Genomic DNA, 16,311 nt, shown 5'->3' with positions numbered 1-16,311 from the left:
GTCTCGCGTCCGAGTCGTCGAAGCGCATGCGCCGTAGTCGCGAGTCTCGACGGCTCGGACGCGAGACTGAAGGGGGCCGCGAACACGCCGCGCCCGCGCGGCCACAAATACAGCATGCGCCGTAGTCGCGAGTCTCGACGGCTCGGACGCGAGACTGAAGGGGGCCGCGAACCCGCCGCGCCGCAGGCGCGGCAATCAAACACTGTTGAGTGTGTCGGTGCGATAGCCTACGGTTTCGCGGCATGCGGATGCTGCACACCTCGGACTGGCACATCGGGCGTACATTCCATGGCGTCGATCTGCTCACCGATCAGGCCGCCGCGCTCGCGGCCATTGCCGAATTGGTGGCAGCGGAGTCCGTTGACGTCGTCGTACTGCCGGGCGATGTGTACGACCGATCCATCCCGAGCGCCGACGCGATCGCGGTGTGTATCGAGGGATTCGAGGCCGTCCGCGCGGCCGGGGCGCAGATCATCGCGACGTCCGGCAACCACGATTCACCGACACGGCTCGGCGCCGGCGCGAGTTTCGCGGCGGCGGGCGGGCTGCATCTGCGCACGACGGTCGCCGCCGCCGATTGTCCGGTGCTGTTGTCCGACGAGTACGGTGCGATCGCGTGCTACGGCATCCCGTATCTGGAGCCGGAGATCACTCGTGCCGAACTCGGTGTGCCGCAAGCACGTTCGCATGCGGATATCCTGGATGCGGCGATGAGCCGGATTCGAGCCGATATCGCCGAGCGCCCCGGCACTCGTACGGTAGTGCTTGCCCACGCCTTCGTGGTCGGTGGTGAGGCGACCGGTTCCGAGCGTTCGATCTCGGTCGGCGGCGTGGAGACCGTGCCGCTGTCGGCATTCGACGGCATCGACTATGTGGCGCTCGGACATCTGCATTCACCACAGACGCTCTCGGCATCGGTGCGCTATTCCGGTTCCCCGCTGCCGTATTCATTCGCCGAGACCTCGCACCGCAAGGCGGTATGGCTGGTCGATCTGGATGCCACCGGCCTGCGCTCGGTGCAACGCCGGGATCTGCCGCTCGTGCGCGGCCTGAGCCGTCTAACCGGCACTCTGGACGAATTACTCACTGACGCTGCCTATTCCGAAGCCGAGCAACACTACGTCTCGGCAACGCTGACCGACTACGCCCGCCCCGTCGACGCCATGCGCAAACTGCGCGAACGCTTCCCGCACGCGGTGCACGTGGAATGGTCACGCCCGGAAGGCAACCCGGAACTGCGCTACCGTGAGCGCGTGCACGGCCGCCGCGATACCGAAGTCGCACAGAGCTTCCTCAGTGATGTCCGGGGCGAACCGACCCCGGGTGAAATGGCCTGGCTGGAGCGGGCACTCGCCGCCGCTGTCGCCGAACCCGACCGGGTGGTGCCCGCTGCGGTCACACTTGCCGGGGAACTGTCCGCATGAGCGGCGATCGGTCGACAGACAACGCACTCGAGCCAGCGCCTTGCTTCGGACGATCCGGGCCGGACATTGCCGGCGCGACGGCGCGGCTCGCACGCTCTCGAGTTGATAGCCTCGCCGGGCCTGCGGAGCCGAACAGCGGCATCGGCCATCATGGCGGGTCCACGCGGGTCGGCACAGCGACGGCGCAATTCGTGACCGGCCGGACGACGCGGCCGCGGGTGGTTGCCGGGAGCGTTGTATGAGACTGCACCGGCTGGAGATGACCGCCTTCGGCCCGTTCGCCGAAACCGCGGTCGTCGACTTCGATGCGCTCGGCGCGGATGGGCTGTTCCTGCTACACGGGCAGACCGGGGCCGGAAAGACGACGGTGCTGGATGCGATCGCATTCGCGCTGTACGGCAGTGTGCCGGGCGCACGTGGCGAGAGTAAGCGGCTGCATTCCGACCATGCCGACGAGCAGACACCGCCGAGGGTCGTGTTGGAGGCGACGCTGGGTGGCCGACGAGTGCGGTTGACGCGCTCGCCGGAATTCCAGCGGCCGAGCAAGCGGGCCAAAAGCGGTTGGGTCAAGGAGAATGCCGCCGCGACGCTGGAATGGTTGGACGGACGCGGCGCGAACCTCGCTCGCCTGACCGATATCGGAAACGAGATCATCCGGCTGCTCGGTATGAGTGCGGACCAGTTCTGCCAAGTCGTGCTGCTGCCCCAGGGTGATTTCGCGCGATTTCTGCGCGCGGAGAACGAGGAACGCGAGAAGCTGCTGGAAAAGCTCTTCGACACCGAGCGTTTCGGTAGTGCCGAGCAGTGGTTGGCGGATAGGCGCAGGGCCTCGGCCGCGGATGTGGACTCGCGCAAGCAGGGCATCGATCGGTTGATCGCGCAGGTCGCGGTGGCGGCGGGGGAGACGGCGGCCGAATCCGTCGGGCCGCTCGAGGCGGTCGGCTGGTCGCAAGATCTGCTCGCAGCCGCGCGTACCGAACTCACCACGACCGCGGCGCAGGCCGAACGGTGCCAACAGGAGTCGGCGCACATCAGGTCCCATGCCGAGGAGCAGCGTCGCCTGCACGAGCTGCGCCGCCGGATGACCGCGGCCCGCGACCGGCTCGACGCATACGCGGCTACCGCCGACCATCGCGCCGACCTGCAGGCCGAACTCGATTCGGCCCGGCGGGCCGCGCCGGTCGCCGAGGCCATCGATGCGGCACGCACCGCGGTAATGCACGCCAGGCGCACGTCGGACGAAACCCACCGCATCGCAGCGCGATTGGCCGCACTGCTCGCCGAACCCGCTGGCGCGGATATCACGGGCAATGCGCTGATCACGGTCGAGCCCGACTCGGACGGGACGCCGATTGTCGTCGCCGATACGGACGTCGATGCGGCCATTCGACGATGGAGCGCCCAGATCGGCGCGCTCGACGAGGTGCGTGCCGACGCGACCACCGCGACCCGGCTCACCTCCGAACTCGCCACGCTGCGCGAGGAAGACGCCGCGCTCACCGGTCGGGTGGACAAACTGACTCGAATGCGTCAGCAGCTGCCCGCATCGATCGCGACCATCGAGACCCGCCTGCGCGAAGCCACCGAGGCCGCAGCCGAACTGCCCGCCCTGACCCCCGAATGCGAACGCCTGCAGGCCGCGGCGACGGCGGCGGTCGAACTCGCAGGTCGCAGTACAACTCTCGATCACGCGCGGATCGAGTTGGAGTCGGCTCGCACGGCACATCTCGATGCCAAGGAACGCGTACTCGAGCTGCGCGAGCGCAGGCTGGCCGGCATGGCCGCCGAACTCGCCGGTCAGCTGATCGACGGCGAGCCCTGTACGGTATGCGGTTCCGCCGACCACCCCGCACCCGCGCGCGCCGGAGCCAGCGCGGTATCGAAGGACGCCGAGGATGCGGCGGTCACCGCCGAGCGTGCGGCCGAGGACTCCCGCGACCGCGTGCAGGCCCGAATCACGGATCTGGAACGCGAAATCGATGCGCTCATTGCCCGCGGCGGCGATGCCGATCGCGTGGAACTGGCCGCCGCCCTGCGCGCCGCCACCGGCCGCTACGAAGACGCCACCGAACTCGCCACCCTCGCCGACAGCCTCACCGCCGAACTGTCCCGTCTGCGCACCGACGAATCGCGCCTGCACGACGAACTGCGCGAATCCGATACCCGCCGCAGCACCGTCACCACCCGAATCGCCGTCGCCACCACGCGCCTCACCGAACTCACCGACCGCCTGCGTACCGCCGCGGGCGCCGACGAAACCATCGACCGCCGCCGCGCCCGCCTCGACACCCTGATCGGCGACGCCACCGCCCTCCGTGATGCCCGCAACGACGAGTCGGCCGCGGTCGAGCAGGTCGCCGTGATCGCCGATCGAGTCGAAAGCCTCGCGCTGGCAGCGGGTTTCGTCATCGCGCGAGCCGACAACGCCGTCGCGATCGGTCCGGAGACAACGCCGGGTTCGAATGCTTCGCGGGTCACCGATCCTGATGGCGCAACCAATCGTGATCCGGGCTCCGATGCCGGCTTCCCTGCTGGCGCTGGTGCGGTGTCCCGGTCGACCGAGACCGTCGGTTCGACGTCCGCCGAAGCCGGTGCGCAACCACGCGATGATGTGGCCTTGCTGAAGGTGTACGCGGGTGTGGTCACCGCGGCTTCACGAACCCCGCAGCGGCACAACGAGATCGAGGCGGAATTGGTTGCGGCCGATCGAGCGCGCGCAGCTGCCGAGGCCGTCTTGGCCGAGCCGGAGATCCAGGCGGCCGCATCGACCGAACCTGGCGATCTCGCGGCGTTGGAGTCCGCTGTGACCGCCGCGCAGACCCAACTGAACGTAGCCGTCGCCGCCCACGCGGAGGCCACCCGGCGGGTGCAGCTCCTGGAGGATTTGGGTGGTCAGCTGTGGGCCGCGGTCGATCGGATCGCACCGGTCCAGTGCGCCCACGAGGAGTTGGCGGCGCTCGCGGAGGTGGTCGCGGGGCGAGGCAAGAACAATCGTCGAATGTCGCTGCGCTCCTATGTCCTTGCCGCGCGGTTGGAAGAGGTGGCATTGGCGGGTTCGGTCCGCCTGCGCCGAATGTCGGGCGGCCGCTATGAATTCGTGCACTCGGACAAGGCGGGCCCGTACGGTCGTCGCGGCGGCCTCGGCCTCGATATCCGCGACGACTACACCGGCACCGTCCGCCCCGCCAAAACCCTCTCCGGCGGCGAATCCTTCATGGCCGCACTGTCATTGGCTCTCGGCCTCGCCGACACCGTGGCGGCCGAATCCGGCGGCTTTGTACTCGACACCATATTCATCGACGAGGGTTTCGGCGGACTCGATGCCGATACCCTCGACGCGGTCATGGGGGTGCTCGACGAACTCCGTGCGGGCGGGCGCGTGGTCGGCGTGGTCAGCCACGTCGACGAGATGCGCCAGCGTATTCCGAGCCGTCTGCACGTCATCCGAGGGCGAGCGGGCTCCCAACTCCGCACCACCGTCGCCTGAGCCGACTGAGCACGCGCCGATCATTGCGCGGCAAGCGTGGCAACTGCGCTGGTCGGATCGGCGGAGGTCCAGCTCACCGCTGTGGTTCGGTTGCCTGGCGGCCGAACTCTTAGAAGTCGCGGGACCGCCCGCCGCGACTCCAGATACCGCCATTTACCGCGGCGTCGATATCCGGGGTGTCGCCGGTGCCCGCATTGTGCAGGTCGAGTGAGCTGCCGAAGTCGACATCGCGACCGAGATTCATATCAGTCGCTCGCCAGGCCATACCCTCGCCGCTCAGCGTGAACCGCTCCGATGTGGATATCGGTCCGCGACGCGATCTCCGACGCCAACCATCCGCCCGCCCTCGTTATTCGCCCCATCATCCCGACATTCCGGCCCAAACCTCGCGAACGCAGCATTGTGCCCGTGGTCACATTCCGTTGCGCTGCTCGATAATTCGGATCGTCACGTCTGCCCACTTTTTTCGGTTCCCACACCTGTTATGAGGGTTTGTGGCTGATTTCCGCTAGCATCCGGTGTGGGTTGCTGCCATTGTGGATTGGGTGACGATCACGGCTTTGGATTTCGAACGCTGCTATCGAGCGGTGTCGACCCGGGACTCCCGATTCGACGGCCAGTTCTTCACCGCGGTGCGAACTACCGGAATCTATTGCCGCCCTTCCTGCCCGGCGATCACGCCGAAGCCGTCCAATGTGACCTTCCTGCCGACGGCCGCCGCGGCGCAGCAGGCCGGATACCGGGCCTGCCGCCGCTGTCTGCCCGATGCCGCACCCGGCTCACCGCTGTGGAATACCCGCGCCGATCTGGCCGCGCGGGCCATGCGACTGATCGGCGACGGCGTCATCGAGCGCGGCGGCGTGCCCGCGCTGGCTGCCACACTTGGCTATTCGCAGCGCCAGCTGACCCGGGTGCTCACCACCGAACTGGGGGCCGGTCCGCTGGCGCTGGCCAGAGCGCATCGTGCGCACACCGCGCGGCTGCTGATCCAGACCACGAATATGCCGATGTCGGATATCGCCTTCGCGGCCGGATTCGCCAGCATCCGCCAGTTCAACGATACGGTCCGCGAGGTATTCGTGGTCAGTCCGACCACCATGCGCACCGAGGCGCAGCGAATGACCCGCTCGGGAAGCCGTCTCGTGCCCGCCACCAACGGCTCGTTGACGCTGCGGTTGCCGTTTCGGGCGCCGCTGGACCGGGGCTGGCTCGAGTGGTTCCTCTCCTCGCATGTCGTGCCTGGCATGGAGCTGTGGGAGGACCGCGCCTACGCCCGCGGCCTGCGCACCCCGCACGGGCATGCGATGACGCGGCTGAGTTTCCAGCGCGACCACGTGCGCGCCGAACTGTCGCTGCACGATATGCGCGATCTCGCGCCGACCGTCGCACGGCTGCGGCATCTGCTGGACCTGGACGCGGACCCGGTCGGTATCGATGAGGCGCTCGGCGTGGTGCCCGCCGATACCGATGTGATCGAGACGTCCGGACGCGATCTTCCCGATGTCGGTGCGGCTCCGGCCGAGCACCCCGCCGACGTCGGTGCGGCCATCGGGCGCCGTGCCCCAGCTCGCCCGCCGTTCACTCCCGGTATCCGGGTGCCCGGCTCCCTCGATGGCCCGGAGTTGTTGTTGCGCACCATGATCGGTCAGCAGATTTCGGTATCCGCCGCCGCTACCCACACCGCGCGGCTGGTCGAGGCGCTCGGCGAGTCGATCGACGGGCCGGTCGCGCGTCTGTTCCCGACACCGGCCGCGATCGCAGAACGCGGAGCCGAGGTATTGACCGGCCCGGCGCGGCGGATCCGCTCGATTATCGGTGCTGCCTCGGCGCTTGCCTCCGGCGAGCTGGTGCTGCACCAGGGACGCACCGCCACCGATCTGCGCCGCGACCTGCTGGCTCTGGACGGTGTCGGACCGTGGACCGCCGATTATGTGACCATGCGGCTGCTGGCCGATCCGGATGTCCTGCTCGACACCGATCTTGTTGTCCGCCAAGGCACCGCCCTGCTCGGCGTCGATCTCGCCGATACCGCGCGCTGGGCGCCGTGGCGTTCGTATCTGTCCATGCATCTATGGAAGGCCGCGCTCGCCGGACGCATGGCCGCACCACCGAAAGCATCCGCGACGAAGTCTGTCGCCGTACCGAAAGCGAAGACCCGATTGTGACCACCGATTTCGCGACCTCCGACACTCCGATCGGCCCGTTCACCGCACTTGTCGATGCCGATGGCGCCGTACTGGCCTCCGGCTGGACTGCTGACGCCGAGAACTTGCGGCAGTTGATCCACCCGAGTCTGCGGCCGAGCGAGCTGGGCAAACGCGATGACCTCGGGGCGGTGACCCGCGCGATCACCGCCTACCATCGCGGCGAGCTGACCGCGATCGATGCGATCGAGGTGCGTCAGCAATCCGGCGAATTCCTCATGCACGCATGGGAAGTGCTGCGCAAGATTCCCGCGGGCGATCCGGTCACCTACACCGAATACGCCGCCATTTCGGGGCGTCCCGATGCCACCCGCGCCGCCGCGAATGCCTGCGCCCGCAATGCCGCGGCGCTTTTCGTGCCGTGCCACCGGGTCCTGCGCATCGGGGGCGGGCTCGGCGGGTTCCGGTGGGGGTTGCCGGTGAAGCGTTGGCTGTTGGATCACGAGCGTGGCGAAGCGCAGTTGACCATCGAATAGTCATGCGCCGGAACGGGACCGTTCAGCAGCAGCGATTCTGTGGATTGGTATCCGCGTCCGCATGGCGCCGCCGCCAATACTCGCGCTCCGACGGAATCTCGCAACCGGGATGATTGCGGTGCAGATGGTCCACATAGCGCTGGTAATCCTGCCCGCCCAGCACCGCATTGAACCATGAACTCACTGCGCGAACCCTTGCGGCACAGACACTTCCAGCCACTTGCAGACGCCGAATGACGGCCGGTCGAGGCGATCGGTCGTCATTCGGCTGTGCTGCCGTGGTCATCCTGTTGTTTCCACCGTCACGTCCTTGGCCTGTGCTGCACCGGGTGCTCGGACCTGTCCGGATGAGATCAAGGCATCCCACTCCTTCCGCACCGCCTTCTCTTCCGCGGTGGGGATGAAGCCGCGCGGCGCGAAGATCTTCGACGGTACGTCCGGCGTTTCGCTGCTCGGTCCACCGCCCGCGCGCCAGGTGCGGTAGCAGACCACGACGCCGACCACCGCGACGACCAGCACCAGCACCGCGAAGATGATCGACAAGGTGCCCTGGATGAACGTGTTACGCACGATCTTGTCCATGTCGTCGACATTCTTGGCCGGTGCCAACAACTTTCCGGCATCGCGGGCGGCACTGTAGTTACTGTGCTGCTTCCAGTAACCGAGCTTCGGATCGGCGGAGAAGATCTTCTGCCAGGACGCGGTCATGGTCACCGTCAGATCCCAGATCAGCGGCAGCGCAGGAATCCACGCCCACTTCACCAGGCCCTTCTTGATCAGAATGGTCAGCACCACGGTGAGCGCGATCGCGGCAAGCAACTGATTGGAGATGCCGAACAGCGGGTAGAGCGTGTAGATGCCGCCGAGTGGATCGGTGACACCCATCAGCAGCACCGAACCCCAGGCCGCGACCACAATGGCTGAGCACAGCCACGCGCCGGGCCGCCACGACGGATCCTTGAACTTCTTCGCCGGACCACCCAGATTGCCGAGCGAATCCGAAAGCATGAAGCGCGCGACACGGGTACCGGCGTCGATGGTGGTGAGGATGAACAGCGCCTCGAACATGATCGCGAAGTGGTACCAGAACGCCTTGAGCCCGGAGCCGCCGAGGAATCCGGACATCACCTCGGACATGCCGACCGCCAGCGTCGGCGCACCACCGGTGCGCGAGATGATGCTGGTCTCGCCGACATCCTTTGCGGTCTGGGTCAACTCACCCGCGGTGATCGGGTCACCGCTCAGACCAAGGGAATTGGTGTAGGCGGCGGCCTTCTCGGCAGTGCCGCCGGTGAGTCCGGCGCCCGCATTCATGGCGAAGTACAGATGCTGGTCGATAATGCTGGCGGTGATCATCGCCATGATCGCGACGAACGACTCCATCAGCATGCCGCCGTAGCCGATCATCCGCGCGTGCGACTGCTTCTCCAGCAGTTTGGGCGTGGTACCGGAGGACACCAGGGCGTGGAATCCCGACAGCGCACCACATGCGATGGTGATGAACAGGAACGGGAACAGGCTGCCAGCGAAGGAGGGGCCGTTGCTGTTGTGCGCGAACTGCGACACCGCGGGCGCCTTCAGCACCGGCATGGTGATCACGATGCCGAGCGCGAGCAGGCCGATGGTGCCGATCTTCATGAATGTCGACAGGTAATCGCGCGGTGCGAGCAGCAGCCACACCGGCAGTACCGAGGCGATGAAACCGTAGATGATCAGCAGCCAGGCGATGGTGGTGCCGGACAGGGTGAACAGGTCACGGCCCCAACCGGATTCGGAAACCCACCGGCCGGAGATGATGACGAACAGCAGCAGCGCGAAGCCGATAACCGATACCTCGCCGACCCGGCCCGGCCGGACATAACGCAGGTACAGGCCCATGAACAGGGCGATCGGAATGGTCATGCCGATGGAGAACACACCCCACGGACTGCCGCCGTGCAGCGCGCCATCCGGGCCCTTGACTGCGGCCAATGCCTGCACCACCACGATGCCGAGCACCGCGAGCAGGATCATCATGATCACCAGCACCGCGACGATCGCGGCCACGCCGCCGATCGGCCCGAGCTCGTCGCGGGCCATCTGCCCGAGGCTGCGCCCACGGCGCTTCGACGAGGCCCACAGCACCAGGTAGTCCTGCACCGCGCCCGCGAAGACAACGCCGACAATGATCCAGATGGTGCCGGGCAGATAACCCATCTGCGCGGCCAGCACCGGTCCGACCAGCGGACCGGCACCCGCGATGGCGGCGAAGTGGTGTCCGAAGAGCACCCGCCGGTCCATCGGCATGTAGTCCTTGCCGTTCTCCAATTCCTCGGCGGGCGTGGCCACATCGTCGCGCGGCTTGGTGATCCGGTATTCGATCAGCCTCGCGTAGAACTGGTACGCGGTCACATAGGTACAGATCGCCGCGATCACGATCCAGACGGCGTTGACGTTCTCACCGCGCGAGATGGCTAGGATGGCCCAGGCGATGGCCCCGACGACCGCGATGGCCCCGAATATCGCCTTCTTCCGTGGCGTGATCGGGGAGTGATCAACCACCCCGACGGGCGGCAGATCGGGATCCGTCCGCAAATATTCGATTGTCGCCATCCGATAACTCTCCTGTAAAATACGCAGGCTGAAACACGTTACAACGTATCCGATTGTGATGTCGATCGGGCTCTTTTCCCATCGGCTTTGGACAACGTTAAGTTTTGTTCGTGTGTCGGCCATCACCTCGGTGTTGCCGAACGTATGCTGCCATGCGATTCCGCCAAGCTCCACACCCGCCTGGAGGAGGGCCTCGTTGCGCAGGCGCACGCTGCTCGGCTCGGTGCTGGCCGCGCCGCTGCTCGCCGGCACCGGCTGCGGGTCCGCTGACGACGCGCTGACTTTCTTCTTTCAGGCCAGGCCGGAGGAGGCGCGGGTCCGGCTGAAGATCATCGACGAGTTCCAGCGGCGGCGTCCGGAGATCCGAATTCGCACGATCATGTCCGGCCCGGATCCGCTGCAGCAGATGCTCACCTACTGCGCGGGTGGCAAATGTCCCGACGTCATGATGGCGTGGGAGTTGCTTTATGCCGGACTCGCCGAGCGTGGCGTGCTGCTGGATCTGCGCACGCTGCTCGATCGGGAGCCCGAATACGCTGCCGCACTGCGTGCCGACAGCTATCCGGCGCTGTATGACACCTTCACCTACCGCGGTGGGCAGTACGCGCTGCCGGAACAGTGGTCGGGGGTGTTTATCTACTACAACCGGAAACTGTTCGCCGAAGCCGGAGTGACCGCGCCGACCCGGTGGCGTGCTGCCTGGTCCTTCGCTGAATTCCTTGATGCCGCACAGGCACTCACGCGGCGCGAGTCATCCGGGCGGACCCGGCAGTGGGGGTTCGCCGACGCCTGGGTGCCGTATCTCTCGGCCGCGTGTTTCGGTATGAACAATGGGGCAGAGTGGTTCTCGCCGCCGGTGAATCCGACCAGGACCAATCTCGGTGATCCTAGGTTCGCCGAGGGGTTCCAGTTCTACGCCGATCTCGCGGTTCGACATCGGGTTGCGCCGAAAGTCGGCGAACAGCAATCAGTTTCGGCACCCGATCTGTTCCGTAGCGGGCGAGCGGCGATGGCGATGGGTGGGCATTGGTTGTATTCCGAGTTCGCCGGACAGGATGATCTGCCCATCGATGTCACTGTGTTGCCGGTCGGGCCGCACGGTGGCCCGGGGGCGATTACCGATGTCGGCAGCACCGGGTTATCGATTGCCGCGGATAGTCCGCGCGTCGAACAAGCTTGGGAATTCGTCAAATTCGCGACCGGACCGGTGGGGCAAGCCATTATCGCATCCTCCGGATTGTTCGTGCCCGTGCTGAAATCGGCGATGGGCTCGCCGGGCTTCGCGGACGCGCATCGCGAGATAAACAACCTCCATGTGTTCACGGAGGGGCCGCAGAATTCGCGAGCGCTGCCGGTTACTCCGGTGTGGGGCAAGGTTTCCGCGCTGCTGGAGCGGGGTGGCAACCGGGTACTACGCGGTGCCGCGACCGCTGAGTCGATAAGCGCGTCCCTGACTGCCGATATCAATACAGTCCTGGAATCGTCATGACGATCTGGTACCGGCACACCGCGAGTGGTGCGCCGCGCATGCAGGGGCGGCTGGCGCGGCGGCGTGCGCGTGCGGGCTGGGTTTTCGTGACGCCGAATCTGGCGGCGGTACTGGTGTTCTTACTGTTTCCACTGGGCCTTTCGTTGTATCTGAGTCTGCACTCGTGGGACTTGTTCAGCCCGCCGCGGTTCGTGGGGATGGCGAACTATCGGCGGCTGTTCGCGTCGGATCCGTTATTTCTCATCGCCTTACGCAATACCGCGGTGTTCACGGTGTCGACGCTGGTGCCGACGGTGGTGATCGGACTGGCCGTCGCCGCCGTGCTCAATCGGAAGCTGGCCGGTATCGGCATCTTTCGGACCATCGCGTTCCTGCCGCTGGTCGCCTCGACCGTGGCCATGGCCGTGGTGTGGCGCTTCATCTTCACCACCGATGACGGGCTGCTCAACATCATGCTCGGCTGGGTCGGCATCGATCCGGTTCCGTGGCTGACCGACCCGGATTGGGCGCTGGTCTCGCTGAGCATCGTGACCGTATGGAAGAACGTGCCTTTCGCGACGGTCATCCTGCTGGCCGCGATGCAAGGAGTACCCGAGACGCTGTACGAGGCGGCGCGCATCGATGGGGCAGGGGCGGTAAGGCGGTTTTGGTCGGTGACGCTGCCGTTGATCCGTGGGCCGCTGTCTTTTGTTTTCGTCATCACCATCATCAACTCGGTGCAGGCCTTCGATCAGGCCTATGCGTTGACCGGTGGCAACGGCGGGCCGGAGACAGGGACCTATCTGCTCGGAATCATGTTGTTCCAGAATGCCTTCGGGTTCTACGAGGTCGGCTATGCTGCGGCGCTGGCCTGGGTCATCTTCGCGATGCTGCTGGTGTTGACGCTCTTGCAACTGCGGTTCGCGCGCCGGGCAGAGGTGGAGTTGTGAATACCTACGAGATGGTTCGGCGGTCGCTGCCGGTGCGGATCGGTGTGTGGGCAGGCGGTATCGGCCGGGTGGAGCGGGCCATTCTGCGCCGGACGGTGCGTGGCGTGCTGATCTATGTGGCACTCGTCGGTATCGCCTGGTGCGCGCTGTTCCCGATTCTGTGGGCATTGTCGGGTTCGTTGAAGCGCAATGGCGAGATCACCGAGCCGACGCTGGTTCCTGCGCATCCGCAGTGGTCCAACTACGGGAAGGTCTTCGACCTGATCCCGCTGGGGCGGATGCTGGTCAATACCGCCTGCTACGCGTTATGCGTCACCGCCGGTCAGGTCTTCTTCTGCTCATTGGCCGGATATGCCTTCGCGCGCTTGCGATTTCGCGGACGCGACGTACTCTTCCTCGGCTACCTCGGCACGCTGATGGTGCCCTTGACGGTTACCGTGATCCCGCAATTCCTGATCATGCGGGCCTTCGGTTGGGTGGACACACCGTGGGCGATGATCGTCCCTGGCCTGTTCGGCAGCGCCTTCGGCACCTATCTGATGCGCCAGTTCTTCCGGACGTTGCCCACCGAACTCGAGGAGGCGGCGATCGTCGACGGATGTACCACCTGGCAGGTGTTCTGGCGAGTATTGTTGCCGCACACCCGTCCCGCGCTCATGGTGCTCGGGGTGCTCACCTGGATCACCGTCTGGAACGACTTCCTGTGGCCGCTGATCATCATCCAGCGCAACGATATTGCCACCGCCACCTTGGGTTTGGTGCGGTTGCAGGGCCAGTACTACACGCAATGGCCGATTCTCATGGCCGCGGCGATGGTCATTCTGCTGCCGCTGGTGGTGGTCTACGCGCTCGCGCAGCGGGCGTTCGTCCGTGGTATCGCGGCATCGGGGCTCGGTGGTCGGTGACGGCCGCGCGGCTGGCGTCGCGGGCATCCCGAACAGGGCTCGGCTGCCGAGCGGCGACAACTCGATCCCGACCCCCTCCTGATACCCACTGTGCGAAATAACCGCCGAGCTGGCCTGCAACCCACTCAGCACACACCGGTAGTCCTCCGGTGACTGTCGCGAATCGGTCTGCGCCACAACGTCGATACTCGGCCCGATCGACACGATGAACGTCATATGTCGCGACGGCAGCCCCCGATGCAACCCGGGGGCGAACCCACACATCCGATACCCCACGTACCCATCGATGAACGCCGCGAGCGCGGGTGCCGGACGTGCCGTCACCACTTCGGTGGTCGGCTCCATAGCCGCCAACGCTACGCCGCCGGTCGGCGATCGCACGGTGAATCAGCTGGCGACATTGATGTGGTGGTGGATCGACCGCGGATCCTTCGCCAGGTCGAGCAGGCAGGTGGCCAGGTCCGCACGGCTGATCCGGATGCCGAAGGTCACGTTGCGATCGACCGCGGTTCGGTAGGAGCCCTTCGCCGGACGGTCGGTGAGCTGTGGTGCTCGCACGATGGTCCAATCCAGTTCGGTATCCCGCGTCGCTTGCTCGGCCCCGGCCATATCGTCGAGGCTGTGCCGCAGCAGCGGATGCAGAATGAGCGGCTTCACCACGAAGCGGGTGCACCAATCGTCGCCGGGCCCGGCGATTCTCGCGCTATTGCTGATCAGGATCAGTCGTCGTACACCCACCGATGCCATGGCCTTGGTGATGGCGAGTACGGCATCGGTGGCGACCGTCGTCGGGCCCTTGTCCCGTGCTCCGATGGTGTCGAGTACCGCGTCGGCGTCCCGGATGGCCGTCGCGATGTCATTGGGGTTCATGACGTCGGCCGTGATCACGCGCAGTTGCGGATGATCCGCGATGGCGTGCTGACCGCGCACCACCGCGGTCACCTCGTGTCCGGCCGTCAGTGCCTGGCGCACCAGGTGTCCGCCGGTACGGCCGGTCGCGCCGAAGATCGTGAGTCGCATGTCGAAGCTCCGTCAGGTTGGTGAGTATTTACTAACCTAGGATGGGTGAATACTTACTAACCTGTCAACCGGGAGGCCGCATGGGCACGCGCGACCAGATCCTCGACGCCGCGGCGGAGATCATGCGCAATCGCGGTGTGGTCGAAGCGACGACCAAGGAGATCGCCAAGGCGGCGGGCTACTCCGAAGCCGCGCTCTACAAGCACTTCAGCGATAAAGAGGAGCTGATTCTGAACGTCCTCCAGCACCGCATGCCCGGCCCCGCCGCGACTCGACCCGACCCGGGTTCAGCCACGGTCGAAGCCAATCTGGCCGCCCTCGCTCGTGCCGCGCTGACCTTCTACCAGCAGTCCCTGCCCCTGCTCGGCGGACTACTCGCGCAACCCAAACGCATGGCGGCACACCGCGATTCGATGCGACGGTACGGTGCGGGACCCGGCCATGCCATCGCTGGAATCGCCGCTTACCTGCGTGCCGAGCGGCAACTCGGCCGAGTCGATCAGGAAGCCGATGTGGACACCGCAGCCGCACTGCTCGACGGCACCTGCTTCCACCAGGCATTCCTGCGTTACTACGAGGGGGGTCCGGAGGCGACTGCCGCCCCGGACGAACTCGCCGACAGCCTGGCCGAGACGCTCATGCGTGGCCTTGGATCGAGCGCATCTGATCCCGACGGCCGCGGCGGTGAGATTTCGCACTCGGCGCCGTAATTGGGTGGGTGTCGTCGCGGCGTCGGCTACCGTTACCGCTCCTAAGGATTTTGGAGGTGTCATGCGGCGGGTGCAATACCAGCGCAGCGGTGGTCCGGAGGTACTCGAGGTGGTGTCGGCCGAGGTGCCGGCGCCGGGCCCCGGGGAACTGTTGGTCCGGGTCGAGGCGATTGGTGTGACCCTGCCGGTGGTTCGGAAGGTGCGTGAGCCGAGGGAGCCGATCGCACTGGGTGGCGAGATCGCGGGTGAGGTGGTCGCGGTCGGGGAAGGCGTCACCAGCTGTATGCCCGGCTACCGCGTCACCGGTCTGGTGTTCGGTCACGGCTATGCCGACTACGCGGTGCTCTCCGCCGCGATGGCCTCGCCGATTCCCGACGGCGCTTCGGCGGTTGATGCGGTCGCGCTGGTCCGCAGCGGTTTGGTCGCACTCGGTGCCCTCGATGCCGCGAATCCCAAGCCGGACGAGTCCGTTCTGATCACGGCCGCTGCCAGCGGTGTCGGCCACCTCGCGTTGCAATTGGCGCGGGTGCGCGGCGCTGCGCGCGTGGTGGCGGCCGTCTCGGACAGCGCCAAGGCCGACTTCCTCCGCGATCTCGGCGCCGACGAGGTCGTCGCGTACGACCAGGAATCCTGGGGCGAGCCCGTCGACTACCTTCTCGACGCCGTCGGCGGCGACCTCCTCACCCCGGCCATCGCGGCCTTGGCCCCCGGCGGCCGACTCGTCGCCTACAGCTCCGGCGGCGGCACCATCCAGGCCTATGACCTGCTCGTCGGCGCGAAATCGGTCATCGGCTTCCAGATGGCCCGCATCGCCCGCCACGCTCCGGACCTGTACGAACACTGGCGCCGAGAACTCTGGCAGTACTTCGCCTCCGGCCTGCTCCGCCCAGTCGTCCACGCGGAATTCCCGTTGGAAGATGCCGCCGCGGCCCACGCCGTCATCGAAGCCCGGTCGAACCTCGGCAAGGTCATCCTGATTCCCTGACGACCGCGCGGCCAGCGGGTTCGGCCGGATACCGCGCCGATCGGCGGTGGCCTGTGGGCAGGACGGCATGGTGCGGCGCTAGACTCTCTA

The 16,311-nt window shown here is 66.4% G+C and carries 13 protein-coding genes and 1 pseudogene; 9 read left to right on the top strand and 5 right to left on the bottom strand.

Going from position 1 to position 16,311, the window contains the following annotated elements:
- Window positions 1–242: 242 nt before the first annotated feature.
- On the top strand, window positions 243–1,424 hold the full coding sequence (locus tag AB0J29_RS24345) for an exonuclease SbcCD subunit D (RefSeq protein ID WP_364790409.1): 1,182 nt from the start codon (window positions 243–245) through the stop codon (window positions 1,422–1,424).
- A 238-nt stretch (window positions 1,425–1,662) separates the two neighbouring features.
- Window positions 1,663–4,911 carry an AAA family ATPase gene (locus AB0J29_RS24340; protein WP_364790406.1) on the top strand — a complete coding sequence of 1,083 codons (3,249 nt, stop codon included), beginning with the start codon at window positions 1,663–1,665 and terminating at the stop codon, window positions 4,909–4,911.
- Between the two features lie 109 nt (window positions 4,912–5,020).
- Here AB0J29_RS24340 and AB0J29_RS24335 read toward each other — a convergent pair whose 3' ends face one another.
- A complete protein-coding gene (locus AB0J29_RS24335) occupies window positions 5,021–5,155 on the bottom strand; it encodes a hypothetical protein (RefSeq protein WP_364790403.1) in 135 nt (44 codons plus the stop codon).
- A 292-nt stretch (window positions 5,156–5,447) separates the two neighbouring features.
- Between AB0J29_RS24335 and AB0J29_RS24330 the strand changes: the two genes are divergently transcribed.
- Both AB0J29_RS24330 and AB0J29_RS24325 read left to right on the top strand, forming a co-directional pair.
- Entirely contained in the window at window positions 5,448–7,076 is a 1,629-nt protein-coding gene (locus AB0J29_RS24330) for an Ada metal-binding domain-containing protein (RefSeq protein ID WP_364790400.1), read from the top strand.
- Complete coding sequence (locus AB0J29_RS24325; protein ID WP_364790397.1) at window positions 7,073–7,591, top strand: methylated-DNA--[protein]-cysteine S-methyltransferase; 519 nt, start codon at window positions 7,073–7,075, stop codon at window positions 7,589–7,591. Before AB0J29_RS24330 ends, AB0J29_RS24325 begins: the two co-directional genes overlap by 4 nt.
- 22 nt (window positions 7,592–7,613) lie before the next feature.
- Here AB0J29_RS24325 and AB0J29_RS24320 read toward each other — a convergent pair whose 3' ends face one another.
- Both AB0J29_RS24320 and AB0J29_RS24315 read right to left on the bottom strand, forming a co-directional pair.
- Window positions 7,614–7,811, bottom strand: coding sequence for a YbdD/YjiX family protein (locus AB0J29_RS24320; RefSeq protein WP_364790394.1), 198 nt, complete (start codon window positions 7,809–7,811; stop codon window positions 7,614–7,616).
- Window positions 7,812–7,873: 62 nt separating this feature from the next.
- Window positions 7,874–10,183, bottom strand: a complete 2,310-nt coding sequence (locus AB0J29_RS24315) for a carbon starvation CstA family protein (RefSeq protein ID WP_364790391.1) — start codon at window positions 10,181–10,183, stop codon at window positions 7,874–7,876.
- 196 nt (window positions 10,184–10,379) lie between these two features.
- On the opposite strand from AB0J29_RS24315, the gene AB0J29_RS24310 reads away from it, so the two are divergent.
- From AB0J29_RS24310 to AB0J29_RS24300, 3 genes are read left to right on the top strand one after another with little or no spacing between them, the layout of a single operon-like run.
- Window positions 10,380–11,672 carry a sugar ABC transporter substrate-binding protein gene (locus tag AB0J29_RS24310; protein ID WP_364790388.1) on the top strand — a complete coding sequence of 431 codons (1,293 nt, stop codon included), beginning with the start codon at window positions 10,380–10,382 and terminating at the stop codon, window positions 11,670–11,672.
- A 38-nt stretch (window positions 11,673–11,710) separates the two neighbouring features.
- Entirely contained in the window at window positions 11,711–12,601 is an 891-nt protein-coding gene (locus AB0J29_RS24305; protein ID WP_364790436.1) for a sugar ABC transporter permease, read from the top strand.
- A gap of 59 nt (window positions 12,602–12,660) precedes the next feature.
- Entirely contained in the window at window positions 12,661–13,506 is an 846-nt protein-coding gene (locus AB0J29_RS24300; RefSeq protein WP_364790433.1) for a carbohydrate ABC transporter permease, read from the top strand.
- Window positions 13,507–13,536: 30 nt separating this feature from the next.
- On the opposite strand, the pseudogene AB0J29_RS24295 reads toward AB0J29_RS24300, so the two are convergent.
- A pseudogene (locus AB0J29_RS24295) lies at window positions 13,537–13,851 on the bottom strand (AraC family transcriptional regulator); the annotation flags it as partial.
- A 42-nt stretch (window positions 13,852–13,893) separates the two neighbouring features.
- The gene (locus tag AB0J29_RS24290) at window positions 13,894–14,526 is read right to left on the bottom strand and encodes an NAD(P)H-binding protein (RefSeq protein ID WP_364790385.1); all 633 of its coding nucleotides are present in this window, start codon (window positions 14,524–14,526) and stop codon (window positions 13,894–13,896) included.
- An 80-nt stretch (window positions 14,527–14,606) separates the two neighbouring features.
- On the opposite strand from AB0J29_RS24290, the gene AB0J29_RS24285 reads away from it, so the two are divergent.
- Window positions 14,607–15,236 (top strand): TetR/AcrR family transcriptional regulator, encoded by a 630-nt coding sequence (locus AB0J29_RS24285; RefSeq protein ID WP_364790382.1) that lies wholly within the window; start codon window positions 14,607–14,609, stop codon window positions 15,234–15,236.
- Between the two features lie 61 nt (window positions 15,237–15,297).
- Complete coding sequence (locus AB0J29_RS24280) at window positions 15,298–16,221, top strand: zinc-binding dehydrogenase (protein ID WP_364790379.1); 924 nt, start codon at window positions 15,298–15,300, stop codon at window positions 16,219–16,221.
- The last annotated feature ends 90 nt before the right edge of the window (window positions 16,222–16,311 follow it).

The organism is Nocardia sp. NPDC049707 (assembly GCF_040674855.1).
Taxonomy (GTDB): Bacteria; Actinomycetota; Actinomycetes; order Mycobacteriales; family Mycobacteriaceae; genus Nocardia.
Note: the sequence above shows the minus strand (reverse complement) of the source record. Positions and strands in the feature narration are given on the sequence as shown.

What these genes read in the sequence shown, in the direction of transcription:
- AB0J29_RS24345 (WP_364790409.1), top strand. Translation starts at nt 243, where the DNA reads ATGCGGATGCTGCACACCTCGGACTGGCACATCGGGCGTACATTCCAT.
- AB0J29_RS24340 (WP_364790406.1), top strand. Translation starts at nt 1,663, where the DNA reads ATGAGACTGCACCGGCTGGAGATGACCGCCTTCGGCCCGTTCGCCGAA.
- AB0J29_RS24335 (WP_364790403.1), bottom strand. Translation starts at nt 5,155, where the DNA reads ATGAATCTCGGTCGCGATGTCGACTTCGGCAGCTCACTCGACCTGCAC.
- AB0J29_RS24315 (WP_364790391.1), bottom strand. Translation starts at nt 10,183, where the DNA reads ATGGCGACAATCGAATATTTGCGGACGGATCCCGATCTGCCGCCCGTC.
- AB0J29_RS24305 (WP_364790436.1), top strand. Translation starts at nt 11,711, where the DNA reads ATGCAGGGGCGGCTGGCGCGGCGGCGTGCGCGTGCGGGCTGGGTTTTC.
- AB0J29_RS24290 (WP_364790385.1), bottom strand. Translation starts at nt 14,526, where the DNA reads ATGCGACTCACGATCTTCGGCGCGACCGGCCGTACCGGCGGACACCTG.
- AB0J29_RS24285 (WP_364790382.1), top strand. Translation starts at nt 14,607, where the DNA reads ATGGGCACGCGCGACCAGATCCTCGACGCCGCGGCGGAGATCATGCGC.
- AB0J29_RS24280 (WP_364790379.1), top strand. Translation starts at nt 15,298, where the DNA reads ATGCGGCGGGTGCAATACCAGCGCAGCGGTGGTCCGGAGGTACTCGAG.